The sequence below is a fragment of the Nocardia cyriacigeorgica genome (assembly GCF_010858045.1).
In the GTDB taxonomy this organism is placed as follows: Bacteria; Actinomycetota; Actinomycetes; order Mycobacteriales; family Mycobacteriaceae; genus Nocardia; species Nocardia cyriacigeorgica_E.
Genome location: NZ_JAAGVC010000040.1, coordinates 1 through 14,037, shown reverse-complemented (window position 1 = coordinate 14,037; position 14,037 = coordinate 1). Strand labels below are relative to the sequence as shown.

Genomic DNA, 14,037 nt, shown 5'->3' with positions numbered 1-14,037 from the left:
CCCCGAAGCCGGGACCTCACGGGTGCGGGGTCAGGGCAGCGCGGCGCAATTCGACGGCGCGGGCCTGCCCGCGAGCCGGTCGGTGATCCACTGCTGGGAGGCATCCAGCGCCGAGAAGAACGCCAGCACATGCGTGCCGGCCAAGCCGGTCATCGGCGGAATCGAGGAGTTCGCCTCCAATTGCACCGTCGCGCCGCCGCCGCACCAGTCGGCCGCGGTGGCATGGATCGGCGGGAACGGCGCGCCCTCATCGTTCTTCGCCGAGGCGATGAGCACCGGGGCCGAGGGGGTGAGCGAGCCGACGCGCTGTTCGGCGAAGACCGCCCGCAGCGCCGGATTCCGGTCGATCACCGCGGTCAGCGGCTGGCCGCTGCTGGTCCACTGCGCGGTGTGTGGATGGTTCTGTGCCATGCCGACGGGCATAGCGCACTTGCTTTCCGAATCCCGCAGGATCGCCTTGCCGGTGTCGTTGAGTTCGGCGTCGAGCACCGGCCGCACCTGCGGATAGGCGGCGGCCATGCCGTTGAGGATCCAGGCGTGGGTGGGCGCGGCGGCGGCGCGACCATCGTTGTAGCCGACGAAGTACTGGTCGTCGACGACCGGTCCGCCGACGTAGGCGCCGCGCACATTGAGATCGGGGGCGTAGCTCGGATGGAGTTCGGCCGCACCGGCGGAGGCCATACCGCCCTGGGAGTAGCCGTAGAGGATCACCGGGGAATCCGGGGCCAGGCCGGTGCCCGGCAGCCGCAGCGCCGCGCGAGCGGAATCGAGCACGGCGTGGGCCTGCTCTTTACGGTTGAGGAATCCGTGCACGGCCGGCGTGCCGAGACCCTGATAGTCGGTCATCACCACCGCCATGCCGCGCGACAGCAGCGAATACAGCGCCACCACGTCATATTCGAAGATCAGGTTGACCGGCGGCTCGAAATGGATGAACTGGGCGAGCAGTTTCGAGGGCGCGCACTGATCACCCTGGCCCTTCGTTCCGCCCGCGTAGGCGACCAACGGCCGCGGTCCCGGGCCGGTCCATGGCATCGCGGGCATCAGAAAGGTACCCACCGCCGCGGCCGGAGCGCCGTGGGTGTCGCTGCTGGTGTACATCACCCGCGTCGCCGACGCCGGCATCGCGCCCATCGACAGCGCCAAGTGGGATGGCTCGGCGCGCACGATGGCGCCGGGGCCACCGGGTAATGGGGCCGGGGGTACATAGAATTCGGCGCCGGCGACCTCCGTGACCGGCTGGGTCCAGGCCTGCGGGGCACTGATCGCACCGGCCCCGACAGCGAGGGCACACGCCACCGCCGCGGTGAAGCTACGTGCTCGGCTCCTCACGATTCGATCCTTCCGACGATTGGGAAAAGCCCAGGACATCGAGAAAGCGAATACAGCATCGAGATGGATACAGCATCGAGGATCGGGTACCGAGGATAGACCCGTGGCCTGCCGGCCGGTACCACCGCCGGGCGAAAATGCTCCCGGGCGCAGCCCGAGGTCGACGGAGCTCGGGACCGGTCCGTCCACGCGTGGCCGAGCCGACTACCCGACGGTGGGCCGTGGCGAGGCGGCTCAGGCCGGCTGGCGAGCCTCGACTCCGGGATTCCCCGGCCCGTTCACGCGGGCGATCAGGGCCGAGCGCAGATACCAGAGGCCTTCGGTGGGCGACAGATCCAGGCCGGTGAGCTGCCCGATCCGGCGCAGCCGATAGTCGACCGTATTGGGATGCACGTGCAGGATGCGCGCGGTGCGCTGCCGGTTGAGGTCCATGGCGAAGAACACCCGCAGGGTCTCCATCAGTTCGGGGTGATCGTCCAGCGGCGCCAGCCGGGCGTGCAGGATGTCGCGGCCGATGCCGGGACGGGTGAGCTGATAGTGCAGCGCCAGCTCGGCGAATCGGTACAGGCCGGGGGCGCGCCCGAGCTGATGCACGGTGTCGAGGAGATCATGGGCGCGGTCGGCGGCCGAGGCCACGTCAGCGGCGGCGGCGGTGAGCACAGTGGCGCGGATCGGCACCAGCGCGGCCGCGGAGAGCTTGCGCACCATCTCGTCGAGGTCGGATTCGGCGCAGGCGCTCGCAGGCACCAGGATGGTGCCGCCGTCCACCGACAGCAACGACAGCGCGGTATCGCCGAACTGATCGGCCAGCGCGGCCTGCACCCGGCGCAGCTTGCGCCGCGCGACGACGTGCGGGTCCAGCCGCGGATGGCTCTCGTCCGGATGGGCGGGCAGCGATACCGCGAGCACGTAGTACTCGGCCGCGATCTGGATACCGCACTCGCGCGCCATCTTCGAGGTGGCATGGCCGCCGAGCAGGGCCGAGGTCAGCGTATGCACCGCGGTGTGGTGTTCGGCGACACCGGCGCGATGTTCGCGCACGTAGGCCTTGCTCACCGTCGAGGTGATGAGGTTCAGCAATTCCAGTGCGGCAGTGGTGCCCTCGACGATGTCGCCGCTCCCGTTCGGCTCGGTGCGCGCGAACAACAGGTCGAGGCCGGCTTTGAATCCGGCGTGCACGGCGTGCAATACGGTGTCGATGGGGACGCCGTCCTTGGCCCACTTGGTCGCGGCGGCATTGATGCGTTCGGTGGGCACGGGCTGGTCGTCGCCGTTCATCCGCTGGATGGACCACTCCACGCAGACCCGGACCAGGGCCGCCACGTCTCCGGCCATCACCTCGGTCCCCATGGTGGTGAACGGCGGCACCGAGGCGGCCAGATGGTCGACCAGCCGGCCCGTCAACCGGCGGACATCACGCACGGGCGGTGAGATGGACCGTCCAGGGGTCTGGCATCCGGGGCGAATCGCGTTCTCGATCGTCACGTGTGACCTCCTCGTCACCTGTACTACGCAACGAACATTAATGCGAGCTCGCGCTCACCTTCCACTCCGCTTTGCTCGAGTTGTCCACCACCCCAACGAACCAGGTCTACCAGGCATTATGCCGAAAACGCCGAGCAAATACGGCAACCGAGCGCGACGGAACCTGGGGAACCGCTCACTTTTTGCGCCCCACCCGGGCCGGCTGCTTCCCGTTGCGTCCGCCCAGCCCGGTGAAGCGGGACTCGCGCAGCCCGCGAGCTGCGGCTTCGGCCTCGAACCAGGCACCGAGCATGCGCGCGGTCATCGCGATGGCCTCCTGCCGTTCCTCGATCCCGACCTCCAGGGCAGAGGCGCGCAGTACGGCGGCGAAACCGGTGTTGAGCACCACGAACGTCATCAGGTCGTATTCGTGATCGTCACCGGGGCCGAGCACTTGGATGAGCATCACCTTCACCAGCAGCCGCAGCCGTGGTTCGAACTCCGGAATCCCACTGTTGTAGAACTGAACTCCGGCGACGAGCGCGCGCACCAGTGCGGCGTTGGCCACCAGTTCCTCGGTGATCACCTCGAGCACATTGATGGTCAGGTCCTCGACCGAGTTCTCCGACAGATCGAAAACCTGCTGGGTGAAGCGTCTTTCGATGTCCTCGAGCAACCGGCCGAGCAATTCCTCCACGATGACGGTGCGGTCGGAGAAGTAGCGGTAGACCGTGCCGATGCTCAGCCCGGCTTCCGTGGCGATCCGGTTGGTCGAGGTGTTGGCGATGCCGCGCTCACCGAACAAGCGGGCCGCGGTATCGAGAATGTGCTCCCTGGTCGCCTTCGCGCGCTCCTGGCTGGGACGTCGACGCTGTCCGACTGTCTTCGAGGGCATGGCGCTCCCCTGCCGTTCTCGCTGAAAATGAGTTCGCGCTCACCTTAGCGACTACGCCACCGCGCCGTGGCAAGTCCGATCTCGGTGACGGGAGGTTCGCCGTAGAGCCACTCGCGCGCGATGCGATGCCAGTTGTTGGTCGAGCCCAGCTGGCCGAGCGCGGCATAGGTGAACAGGTCGGCGCGGCGGGAGAACACATGCTCCGGCGGCAGCAGCTGATGACGCATACCGCGGAACTCCGAGGCCCGCGGGTCGACGGCGAGCACAACGGCCCCGGTCGCCAGCTCGGGGGTGATGGTGATCCGCTCGTCGAGCAGATGCCAGCCCGCCGCCGCCCACACGTATTCCAAGCATTCCTGTGGACTCACCCCGGCGGCCGGGTCGATGATGCCGCGCCCCACCCAGGCGTCGTAGAGCTCCTTGGCCCGCTGTTCGCCGGCGAAGCGCAGGCAGTCACGCTCGAAGTCGGCGTCCACCGGATCCATCCGGTTGTAGAGCCCGAAATCGACGAAACCGACCCGGCCGTCGTCGGCGAGCAGGATGTTCCCCGGATGCGGATCGCCGCAGAATTCATAGTCGACGAACAGCGAGCTCACGTAGAACCGATAGATCAGCTCGCCGATCCGATCGCGATCGGCCTCTGGCAACTCCCGGATCTGCTGGAACTGCCTGCCTTCCACCAGTTCGGTCACCAGCACGTGACGCCCGCACAGCTCTTCGACGCTGTCGGGCACCACGATGAACGGATGATCGCGATAGCGTGCGGCCACCCGATGCTGGGTGCGGGCCTCACGCGGATAGTCCAGTTCGCGTTCCAGATTGCGGGTGATCTCCTCGAGCACCGCGGCGTCGGCGGCACTGGGCAGAATGGATTTCCACAGCCTGCTGAAGAACTCCAGGTTGCGCATGTCGGCGGCGATGGCCTCGTCGACGCCCGGATATTGGACCTTGACCGCCACCGCGCGGCCATCGTGCAGGCGAGCCCGATACACCTGGCCGATAGAGGCAGCGGCAATCGGCGTCTCGTCGAAATCGGCGAACGCCCTCGACAGCGGGCCGAGATCGTCCTCGATGACCTTGCGCATCTGAGCGAACGACACCGCCGGCGCCTGATCGCGCAGCTCGGCGAGCTTGACCCGGAACAGTTCCCGATGCGATTCCGGGACCATGTCGATATCGAGCACCGACAGCATCTGGCCCAGCTTCATCGCCGCGCCCTTCATCCCGCCGAGCACGGTGACGATCTGCTGCGCGGTCTGCAAGGCCGAGCGTTCGGCGAGCACCTGCCTGGCCTGCTCGGTGCGCCCGACCATCGACAACCGGGTGCCCACCCCGCGCACCGCCTGCCCCGCGGCCAGCCGGCCGAGCCTGCTCCCCCGCGCGAAACGGCTCTTCGGCACGCGACCGGCCACGATCTCCCACCTCCTCGGCCCGCGCACCGTATGACGGGCGTCACGATCCTCTCGCGCCCTGGACGATCTTGTCGACCACTCTGCCGAAGTCTGTGCTCGATCACTGCCACGGTGACGGCCAGCGCCTGTCCCGAATCGGGCGAACCTCGCCGGACCCCTATCCCGCAGCGCACCCGAGTGCTTGACTGAGACGAGTGCCGACCGGGTTCGGACGGTCGGTCATCCGACTCGAATGCCAGGGAGGTTCAGCTGATGCCGACTCGCGACAACGCCTGGCCGGAAGGAACACCCTGCTGGGTGGACTGCCAGGTCGATGATGTGACCAAGGCGCGCACGTTCTACGCCGACCTGTTCGGCTGGGAGATCATCGACAGCCCGCACGAGGCGGGCGGCTATCTGATCGCGCTGCGCAACGGGCAACCGGCGGCGGGGATCGGACCCAAACCCGCCGGTATGCCGATGCCCTCGGTGTGGACCACCTACCTCGCCGCCGACGATGCCGACGCGGTCGCCGCGCGGGTCGGCGCCGCGGGCGGCACCGTGATGATGCCGCCGTTCGACGTGCTCGACGTGGGCCGCATGTTCGTCGCGGCCGATCCGACCGGCGGAGTGTTCGGGGTGTGGCAGGCCAAAGCGCACCGCGGCGCCGGGATCTACAACGAGCACGGCGCCTACTGCTGGAACGAGCTGCACACCGGTGATTACCGCCGGGCGCAACAGTTCTACGCCGAGGTCTTCGGCTGGACATACACCGAGATCGGCGACGGAACGAACTTCGTCTACTCGACCTTCGGCCAGGGCGGCGACGACCACCCGCTCGGCGGAATCAACGACGTGACGAAGATGCCCGGCGATGACCAGTCCTATTGGCTGGCCTGGTTCCAGGTCCAGGACACCGACGCCGCGCTCACCCGGGCGACCGAGCTCGGCGCGACGGTGATCAGCGGCCCCGAGGACAGCCCGTTCGGACGGCAAGGCATCGTGCGCGCGCCGCAGGGCGAGACGTTCGCCGTCATCGACCCGACTCGCACGGTCGGCGCACCGCCCACCGGCCAGCCGGCCTGAGACAGCGGGCGCTCGCGGTGGTCCCGCGAGCGCCCGTGGCTCAATCGCAGACCGCGCCGGACGAGGCCGAACCCACGAGCTTGGAATACTTCGCCAGCACCCCGCGGGTGTAGCGAGGCGGCAGCGGAGCCCACCCCTCGCGCCTGTCGGCGAGTCCCTCCTCGTCGACGAGCAGATCCAGGGTGCCCGCGGCGACATCCAGCCGGATCCGGTCGCCGTCGCGGACGAACGCGATCGGCCCGCCGTCGACGGCCTCCGGCGCCACATGTCCGACGCAGAGTCCGGTGGTGCCACCGGAGAACCGGCCGTCGGTCAGCAGCAGCACGTCCTTGCCCAGCCCCGCGCCCTTGATCGCGGCGGTGATCGCCAGCATCTCCCGCATACCTGGGCCGCCCTTCGGCCCCTCGTACCGGATGACGACCACATCGCCCGCGGTGATGGTGCCGTCTTCGAGCGCGTCCATGGCCGCCCGCTCGCGGTCGAACACCCTGGCGGTGCCGAGGAAGACATCGGAATCGAAACCCGCCGACTTGACCACGGCCCCACCGGGAGCCAGCGAACCGCGCAGGATGGTGATCCCACCGGTCGGATGGATCGGCTCGGCCAGCGCGCGCACCACCTTGCCGTCCGGGTCGGGCGGGGCAATGGCGGCCAAATTCTCGGCGACGGTGCGGCCGGTGACGGTCAGGCAGTCGCCGTGCAGCAGACCGGCATCGAGCAGGGCCTTCATCATCACCGGCACGCCTCCGATGCGGTCCACATCGGTCATCACATGCCTGCCGAACGGTTTGACGTCGGCCAGATGCGGCACCTTGCGGCCGACCCTGGCGAAATCGTCCAGGGTCAGATCGACGTTCGCCTCGTGCGCGATGGCCAGCAGATGCAGCACCGCGTTGGTCGAACCGCCGAAGGCCATCACGACCGCGATCGCGTTCTCGAAGGCTTCCTTGGTGAGGATGTCGGAGGTGGTGATGCCGCGCCGGATCAACTCGACCACGGCCTGGCCGCTGCGCCGGGCATAACCGTCGCGCCTGCGGTCGGTCGCGGGCGGTGCGGCGCTGCCAGGCAACGACATACCGAGCGCTTCGGCGGCGCTGGCCATCGTGTTCGCGGTGTACATGCCGCCGCACGCACCTTCGCCGGGGCAGATCGCCCGCTCGATGGCGTCGACGTCTTCGCGGCTCATCAGCCCGCGCGAACACGCGCCGACGGCCTCGAACGCGTCGATGATCGTCACCTCGCGTTCGCTGCCGTCGGACAGCTTCGCGATGCCGGGCAGGATCGAGCCGGCGTAGAGGAAGACGCTGGCCAGGTTCAGCCGGGCCGCCGCCATCATCATGCCGGGCAGTGACTTGTCACAGCCGGCGAGCAGGACCGACCCGTCGAGTCGCTCGGCCTGCATGACCGTCTCGACGCTGTCGGCGATCACCTCCCGCGAGACCAGCGAGAAGTGCATGCCCTCGTGTCCCATGGAAATGCCGTCCGACACCGAGATGGTGCCGAACTGCATCGGAAAGCCGCCCGCGGCGAACACGCCGTCCTTGCAGCCCTGGGCCAGCCGGTCCAGCGAGAGGTTGCACGGGGTGATCTCGTTCCACGAGGAGGCCACGCCGATCTGCGGTTTGGCGAAATCGTCGTCGTCCATGCCGACCGCGCGCAGCATGCCGCGCGCGGCGGTTTTCTCCAGGCCGTCGGTGACGTCGCGGCTACGGGGTTTGATGTCGGGTGTCTCGGTTCGGTCGGCCACGACCGCCATCATCCTCGCCCCGCCCCGATTACGGCAGTCACCCACGCCGATCGCCGGGCATGGCGCGAATTCAGTAGGCGCTTCCGGTCGGCGGGAGCACGATCACCGGCCACAGGTAGTAGCCGCCGTAATTGGGGTAGCTGTATCCGCCGTAGCCGTAGCCGCCGTACCCGCCATACCCCGGGTAGCCGTAGCCGCCGTACCCGTAACCGCCGTATCCCCCGTAGCCGTAGCCGTAGTACACCGCGTCGGCCGACGCGTCCGGTGCCGCGTGCTCGGCGGATTCGATCGGTTCGAGGATGAGCGGCTCGGCGACGGCGGGCGCGACCATCACAGCGGCCGGCGCGAGGGCGATCGCGGCGACGGCGGCCGCGCGCGCGAGACCGCGCCGGGTACGGGCGAGGACGGTGGTTCGATTCATCGGAACTCCTGGTTCGGATCGCACCGCCGCGGTCTTCGGCGATGCCTGGTCGCGGTCCGCTGAGGGCGGCGGCGCTTTGCTGATCGCCAATTAATGTACCGTTAAACAACGGCACGTTCAACAGGTTCCATGTTCCTGATCGCGGTCGGCACATCTGGGTGCTGCCCACCTCTGATGTGTGGCAGACTCGGCCCGATCACCCGAGCCGGCCGATAGGCGACCGGATACGGAAGGTGATGCGGGAGTTGGGATCGCGATGGATCTGAGCGCCGTCGAGCGCCGGGTGGCCACGGATCGACGTGCTGCCATGGACCGTTCGGCCGAATCCGAACTGCAATTGGCGAACTCGCTGTGCGAGCTGGCCACGGCACTGGCCGCCACCAAGAACGATCCCACCGCGCGCGACCGCTCCGCCGCCGCCCTCGAGCCCGCCCAGGAAGCGGTACTGATCCGGTTGCGCTGGCTCACCAACGGCCATGTCTCGGCTCAATTCGCCGGCCAGGTCCAGGACGCGCTGCGCATCCTGGAACAGGCCGCCCGCGCGATCGGCCATCGGGAACTGGCCACGGCCACCATCCGCGATGCCTGCAACGCCTACCGTCAGGTCGCCGCCACCCATCCGAATGCCGCGGGCGTGTGCGCCGACGGTTTGTCGAAATGCGGTGTGTGGCTGTGCCGTCTGGATCCCGGCGCCGCGGTAGCGGCCACCGAGGAGGCGGTGCGCATCCGGGCCCGGTTGTTCGCCGCCGACCCCGATCAGGCGAGCAAGTACCTCGCCAGTCTGAACACACTGCTGCGGACCCTGATGGTCGGCAGGCAGCGCAAACAGGCCGTCGCCATGTACCGCGAGCGCTATGCCGCGCTCACCTCGCCCGCGATGACGGCGACCATGCGCGAAACCAAGATCGGCGAGATCGGCTTCACCAGTAAGACTCTCGGCGCGCTGAAGAAGCTGGACTGCCCCACCCTGGAACGCGCCGGACGGTTGACCCAGCAGCAGATCCTGTACCAGAGTGCCGGCGATCTCTCCACCATCGAGGAGATCAACTGGAATCTGGCGCTGGTCGGCTTGAAGCCGCTGGCCGCGGGCGCGCTGCCGGATCCACCGTCCAAACCGGTGGATATCGCCACCTCGTTCGGTGCGCTGGCGGTGCGGTGCTCGTCGGCCGACGCGGTGGCGCAGATCCGCGCCGCCGTCATCGCCGCCTACGCGGCCGACGGCGCCGAGCAGGTCGCCATCTCCGCATTTCAGGGCGTGGACCGGACGCATTGGAGCACACCGGATCCCGAACTGAACACCGCGACCGCCCTCGGTGACGATCTGGTGCTGATCGAACGATTGTCGGGTAGCTGGGTGGCGGTGCAGAGCCTGAATTGGGAGATCGCACCCGTCGGCAGACATCCGCTCGCGCTGCGGCTGTCGCAGCGCTGGCCGGTGGTGAGCGTGACCACCGTTGAGCAGCTGTCCTACGAATTGTGCTGGTACGAGCAGGGCGTACCGACCCAGTACGCCGCGCTCGGCCGCCCCGCCGAACCGACGCCGCTGGATACGCCGCTGGCGCCGTTGAACTTCGGAGTGCTGGCCGATTACGGCGCCGATTACGCCTCGGAGACGCAGGTGCGGGCGGCGTTCGGCAATACGCCGATGTTCGCCAAGCTGACGCAACTGCCCGCCAGCGGCATTCGGCAGGCGGTGGAGTCGCGGCCGCTCACCGACTACGGCGAGCACGTGCTGTCGTTCCGGGGTGGGCGGTCGAGCTAGCCCGGTTCGGGTAGCGCCGCACGGCCGGGGCCGACGGTCAGAACAAGGTCATCGGTTCGGCCGAGGCCGGCTCCGGCAGCGGCTCCAGTCGCGGCACCTGGGCGCGCACTTCGTCGTGGAAGCGGCGGGCCAGCTCCGGTGCGGCGGCATTGTCGGGGGTGTGCAGGAACACCGTGGGCGAGCGGCCTTCCCGTAGCCATTGCGCGACCGTCACGACCCACGGCTGCCAGCCCGCCACAGTGGGCTCGGTCGCGTCGCGACCGTGATAGCGCACGATCGGGAACTCGGTCAGGGCCCGCATTCGGCGCGGCAGGCGCGGCTTCTTCCCCCAGGCCTCGCGTTCACCGTCGCTGGCCGCGGGAGCGGCGAACAGCGTTGTGGTGTCGAACGGTATCCACTCCGCGTCGACCCGTGCCAGCACGCGTTCCAACTGCCGCGCGGTGCCCTCGTCGGTGAAAAACGCGCTGTGGCGGACCTCCACCGCGACGCGATAGCCGCCGGGCAGTCCGCGCAGGAAACCGGCGAGCACGCCGAGGTCGGTGGGGCCGAAGGAGCCGGGCAGTTGGACCCACAGGGCATGCGTGCGCGGGCCGAGCGGTTCGATCGCGTCGAGGAAGGCGCGCAGTTCGGCGTCGGCGCCGTTGAGCCTGCGGTCGTGGGTGATGGTGCGCGGCAACTTGGCGACGAAACGGAAATCCGGCGCGGTCTGCGCGGCCCAGGTCCGCACGGTCTGCGGTGACGGGGTGGCATAGAAGGTGGTGTTGCCCTCGACCGCGTTGCACCGGGCCGCGTACCACTCCAACCGCTGCCCGGCGGGCAGCTGCCGCTGCTGCCAGTGCGGATGCTGCCACATCATCCGATAGTACAGTCGCCGAAGTTCGCTCACGAATCCGCGATTGACCAGGGAGAACCCGCCATGCTCACTAAGACTGTCCACGCTACTTACGGCAACACCGGCCATACTTGGAACGTGACTTACCCAGAGCAGCAGCCCACCAAGCGCAGCAACCGGGTTTGCCTGCGAGATGGGGCGATGGTCGAGATTCGGCGAATCCTCAAACCGAAAAGCGAGACGCACCTTGCCGACATGATCGGGGTCAGCCGGGAGACGCTACGCCTGGTCGAGTCCGGGGAACGTGGCGCGAGCGGAGCGTTCATCGCGGGTGTCTGCTTGGCGACACGCGAAGCGAGCATTAGCCGCTGGTTCAAGGTGAGCGAGACCTAGCCCAGACCCTCACACACTGACGAACACCCCTCAGATTTGATTCTGGGGGGTGTTCTCGTGTGTAGGGCCATCGGCGCTAGAGAGACCGTATCCAAGCGTCCTGCTCTGACGGCGTGAACGACCGGCCACCAGTGCACGACTGCTCTGCTGGCTCCACGAACCGACCCAACTCCAAGTCGATATCGAACTCTGCCGGTGCAGCGCCACACAACTTGATCAACGAACGCGCCGTGTCCTCTATCTCCCGTTTGTCGTTCACCACGGCCCGGATGCCGAACGCTGGCACATCCACCAGCCAGCGGGAACCATAACAAGACACTCGAACCAGGAACCTCATACCGTCTGGCCTCCCTCGCATCGGTTGGGGAGCACGCGACGCCAGGGCCTCTCTACACCTGACGCCGCGTGCCTGACCAAGACGCTAAGAAGCCAGCAACCAGCCGGTCTACAACTATGCCCGAAAATGCTCTAACAGCCGCATACAGGCGCGTACCCGGCAGAGGTGAGGGACAATCAAGGGTGCGTGAGCATTTCCACGCATACGGATGATTGGAGACCTGGACATGCGGTTAACGTTCCTCGGTAAAGGTGGCACCACTGGCGGCGGATGCCCAAGCCTGTACGCCACCGACGAAAACAGCTACGTCGTTCAAGGCTGGAAGACCGACCTACCGGGAGTCATCGAGATACCACACCTGCTACTCGGCTACGCCCAACCCGACACGTTCGTCGGCGCAACCCTCACCGACACGGGTAGGGGCACCTTCACCCTCAAGGGCCGACCGATCACCGATGCTGACACGCTGGCACAGATGGACATCTACCCGGACGAAACCGCTATTGAGGTAGCCAAGGCAGAGAGGACGTTTTACGGCAATGCTGCTAGTGCAGGATGACGAATTTGAAAGACTGTTCCACAACGCCGACCGTGAAGCGTTCCACCTGGAACTGTTAGACCAATACGACACCCCGGAAGAGTCCGAACCGTTCAGGAAATACCTCAACGGTGAGCCGGACGATTACGAGTGGTTTCAGCCTTGGCTCAACCATGTTCGGGAAGTCACCGACGACGGTTTAGCTGTGCGCCGTGCACGTGTGGTCAGCGAACCCCACACTGATTACACACGGTTCGCTAAACACGTGGCCTGGTTGAATATGGAGGCAGGAGAAGACGTACGGTACGTGCCACGCCACCTGATCAATGGTCACGATCTGACCGCCGATGACTGGTGGCTGTTCGATGACCAGTTGGTTGCGTTCACCGTATTCACCTCGACTGGCGCTTGGGTGGGAGCAACAGTAACGGTAGACCCCGTGATCGTGGACTATGTGCGTCGCGTGAAACAGAAAGTGTGATCTATCGCTATTCCACTCGGAGAATACCCCGACAAGTGACAAGCAGCGTCAATGAGGCTAAAGAAGCTCTCGGGAAACGACTCCGGGAGCTTCGCCTAAACGCTGGCCTCAAAGGAACCGAACTAGCGAAACTCGCAGGCTGGCATCAAACCAAGATACCCAAAATCGAGTACGGGAAAACCAAACCCACCGACGCCGACATCAGGGCCTGGTGCAAACACACCCACAGTGAAGACCAAATACCAGACCTCATAGCGACCGTCCGCAACATTGAAGCCGCATACCTCGAATGGAGGAGACTGCTCGGCACAGGCACCAAACGCCGACAGCAAGCGCAAGTCAAGCTCGAAGCAAACACAGAGTTCATGCGATGGTTCGAGCCGTTCTTAATACCTGGACTGTTGCAGACAGCTGGATACGCGGAAGCGATCATGAGAGAGGTTATCGACTTCTACCAGATAGCTGATGACCTAGAGGCCGGCCTATCCAAACGAATGGAACGGCAACAAATATTGTACAGCCGAAACCATCGATTCCACTTCGTCATAGCCGAACAAGCACTACACACAACCGTAGGTGACGACGGAATCATGATAGGGCAACTCGATAGGCTGCTAGCGGTATCCAGTATGCCTAGGGTCACGTTTGGGATAGTCCCCGCCGATACCCGATACCGGGCGCCTATCTCTAACATGATCTTCTTCGATAATCGAATGGTGATGGTCGAGAACGTGACAGCAGAGTTGACTATCACTCAACCAAGAGAGCTTCAGATATATGGGAAAGCTTTCGACACGTTGGCTGGTCAAGCTGTCTATGGTGATGACGCTCGACGCATAATCAACGATGCATTGAGTGTGAGACGCGAGAACAACAACAAAACCACGAATCAATTAGAGCGATGAAGCATGGTGCTGTGCTGTGTGTCGATAGCTATCCGCTTTCCCTATCAGTTCACGTCCGCTTGTTTGGCACACAGTCATAGCCGAGCAACAAGCACGGACCAATGAGGCGCATCAACAGTCATGGCAAGGCCGTGACACATTCCGTCGATGATCGCCCGTGGTCGGATGCAGTGATGTTGTTGGAGCAGTGGAACCGATAGGGGTAGGCAGGGAGAGCGGGACATGCACCGTGGAAGGCGGAAGCGTGACCAGCAGAAATAGTCATAGCGTGCGCTAGATTCGTCTACGGCGCGTCAGAGCATCGTTCTGGGGTTTTGGGTATGGGTGACCGGGTTCTGTTTCGTCTACGGCACCCTGGGGGAGACCCCTCCCCGCCCCGGTCGTGCGGCCAGTCTCGGGCCCCGGCCGAAATCTCCCCGCAACGCCCATATTCACCCCCCGAGCCCCTAGATT

General features: G+C 66.0%; 13 protein-coding genes. 6 read left to right on the top strand and 7 right to left on the bottom strand.

Annotated elements, in window-relative coordinates; genetic code table 11:
• Positions 1-30 precede the first annotated feature (30 nt).
• The 4 genes from GV790_RS23995 to GV790_RS23980 all read right to left on the bottom strand — a co-directional run bounded on the left by GV790_RS23995 (position 31) and on the right by GV790_RS23980 (position 5,103).
• Entirely contained in the window at positions 31-1,332 is a 1,302-nt protein-coding gene (locus GV790_RS23995; protein ID WP_163816328.1) for a lipase family protein, read from the bottom strand.
• A 234-nt stretch (positions 1,333-1,566) separates the two neighbouring features.
• The gene (locus GV790_RS23990; RefSeq protein WP_175585994.1) at positions 1,567-2,817 is read right to left on the bottom strand and encodes a PucR family transcriptional regulator; all 1,251 of its coding nucleotides are present in this window, start codon (positions 2,815-2,817) and stop codon (positions 1,567-1,569) included.
• A 175-nt stretch (positions 2,818-2,992) separates the two neighbouring features.
• Positions 2,993-3,691 carry a TetR/AcrR family transcriptional regulator gene (locus GV790_RS23985; RefSeq protein WP_163816325.1) on the bottom strand — a complete coding sequence of 233 codons (699 nt, stop codon included), beginning with the start codon at positions 3,689-3,691 and terminating at the stop codon, positions 2,993-2,995.
• Between the two features lie 44 nt (positions 3,692-3,735).
• Positions 3,736-5,103, bottom strand: coding sequence for an ABC1 kinase family protein (locus tag GV790_RS23980; protein ID WP_163816323.1), 1,368 nt, complete (start codon positions 5,101-5,103; stop codon positions 3,736-3,738).
• Positions 5,104-5,355: 252 nt separating this feature from the next.
• Between GV790_RS23980 and GV790_RS23975 the strand changes: the two genes are divergently transcribed.
• Positions 5,356-6,168 (top strand): VOC family protein, encoded by an 813-nt coding sequence (locus tag GV790_RS23975; RefSeq protein WP_163816321.1) that lies wholly within the window; start codon positions 5,356-5,358, stop codon positions 6,166-6,168.
• A gap of 40 nt (positions 6,169-6,208) precedes the next feature.
• Here GV790_RS23975 and ilvD read toward each other — a convergent pair whose 3' ends face one another.
• Together ilvD and GV790_RS30595 are read right to left on the bottom strand one after the other, a co-directional pair.
• Positions 6,209-7,924 carry a dihydroxy-acid dehydratase gene (gene ilvD / locus GV790_RS23970; RefSeq protein WP_163816319.1) on the bottom strand — a complete coding sequence of 572 codons (1,716 nt, stop codon included), beginning with the start codon at positions 7,922-7,924 and terminating at the stop codon, positions 6,209-6,211.
• Positions 7,925-7,985: 61 nt separating this feature from the next.
• Positions 7,986-8,336 (bottom strand): hypothetical protein, encoded by a 351-nt coding sequence (locus tag GV790_RS30595; RefSeq protein ID WP_175585993.1) that lies wholly within the window; start codon positions 8,334-8,336, stop codon positions 7,986-7,988.
• A gap of 256 nt (positions 8,337-8,592) precedes the next feature.
• Between GV790_RS30595 and GV790_RS23960 the strand changes: the two genes are divergently transcribed.
• Positions 8,593-10,098, top strand: coding sequence for a hypothetical protein (locus GV790_RS23960; protein ID WP_163816317.1), 1,506 nt, complete (start codon positions 8,593-8,595; stop codon positions 10,096-10,098).
• A gap of 37 nt (positions 10,099-10,135) precedes the next feature.
• Here the strand turns inward: GV790_RS23960 and GV790_RS23955 are convergent, their stop codons facing one another.
• Entirely contained in the window at positions 10,136-10,951 is an 816-nt protein-coding gene (locus GV790_RS23955) for a DUF72 domain-containing protein (protein WP_163816315.1), read from the bottom strand.
• A 117-nt stretch (positions 10,952-11,068) separates the two neighbouring features.
• Here GV790_RS23955 and GV790_RS23950 point away from each other — a divergent pair, with 117 nt between their 5' ends.
• The 4 genes from GV790_RS23950 (at position 11,069) to GV790_RS23935 (ending at position 13,584) form a co-directional block, all read left to right on the top strand.
• Positions 11,069-11,323 carry a hypothetical protein gene (locus tag GV790_RS23950; protein ID WP_163816313.1) on the top strand — a complete coding sequence of 85 codons (255 nt, stop codon included), beginning with the start codon at positions 11,069-11,071 and terminating at the stop codon, positions 11,321-11,323.
• A gap of 563 nt (positions 11,324-11,886) precedes the next feature.
• A complete protein-coding gene (locus GV790_RS23945; RefSeq protein ID WP_163816311.1) occupies positions 11,887-12,219 on the top strand; it encodes a hypothetical protein in 333 nt (110 codons plus the stop codon).
• The gene (locus GV790_RS23940) at positions 12,200-12,679 is read left to right on the top strand and encodes a DUF6879 family protein (RefSeq protein ID WP_163816309.1); all 480 of its coding nucleotides are present in this window, start codon (positions 12,200-12,202) and stop codon (positions 12,677-12,679) included. Before GV790_RS23945 ends, GV790_RS23940 begins: the two co-directional genes overlap by 20 nt.
• Positions 12,680-12,714: 35 nt before the next feature.
• Positions 12,715-13,584 (top strand): helix-turn-helix domain-containing protein, encoded by an 870-nt coding sequence (locus tag GV790_RS23935; protein ID WP_163816307.1) that lies wholly within the window; start codon positions 12,715-12,717, stop codon positions 13,582-13,584.
• The last annotated feature ends 453 nt before the right edge of the window (positions 13,585-14,037 follow it).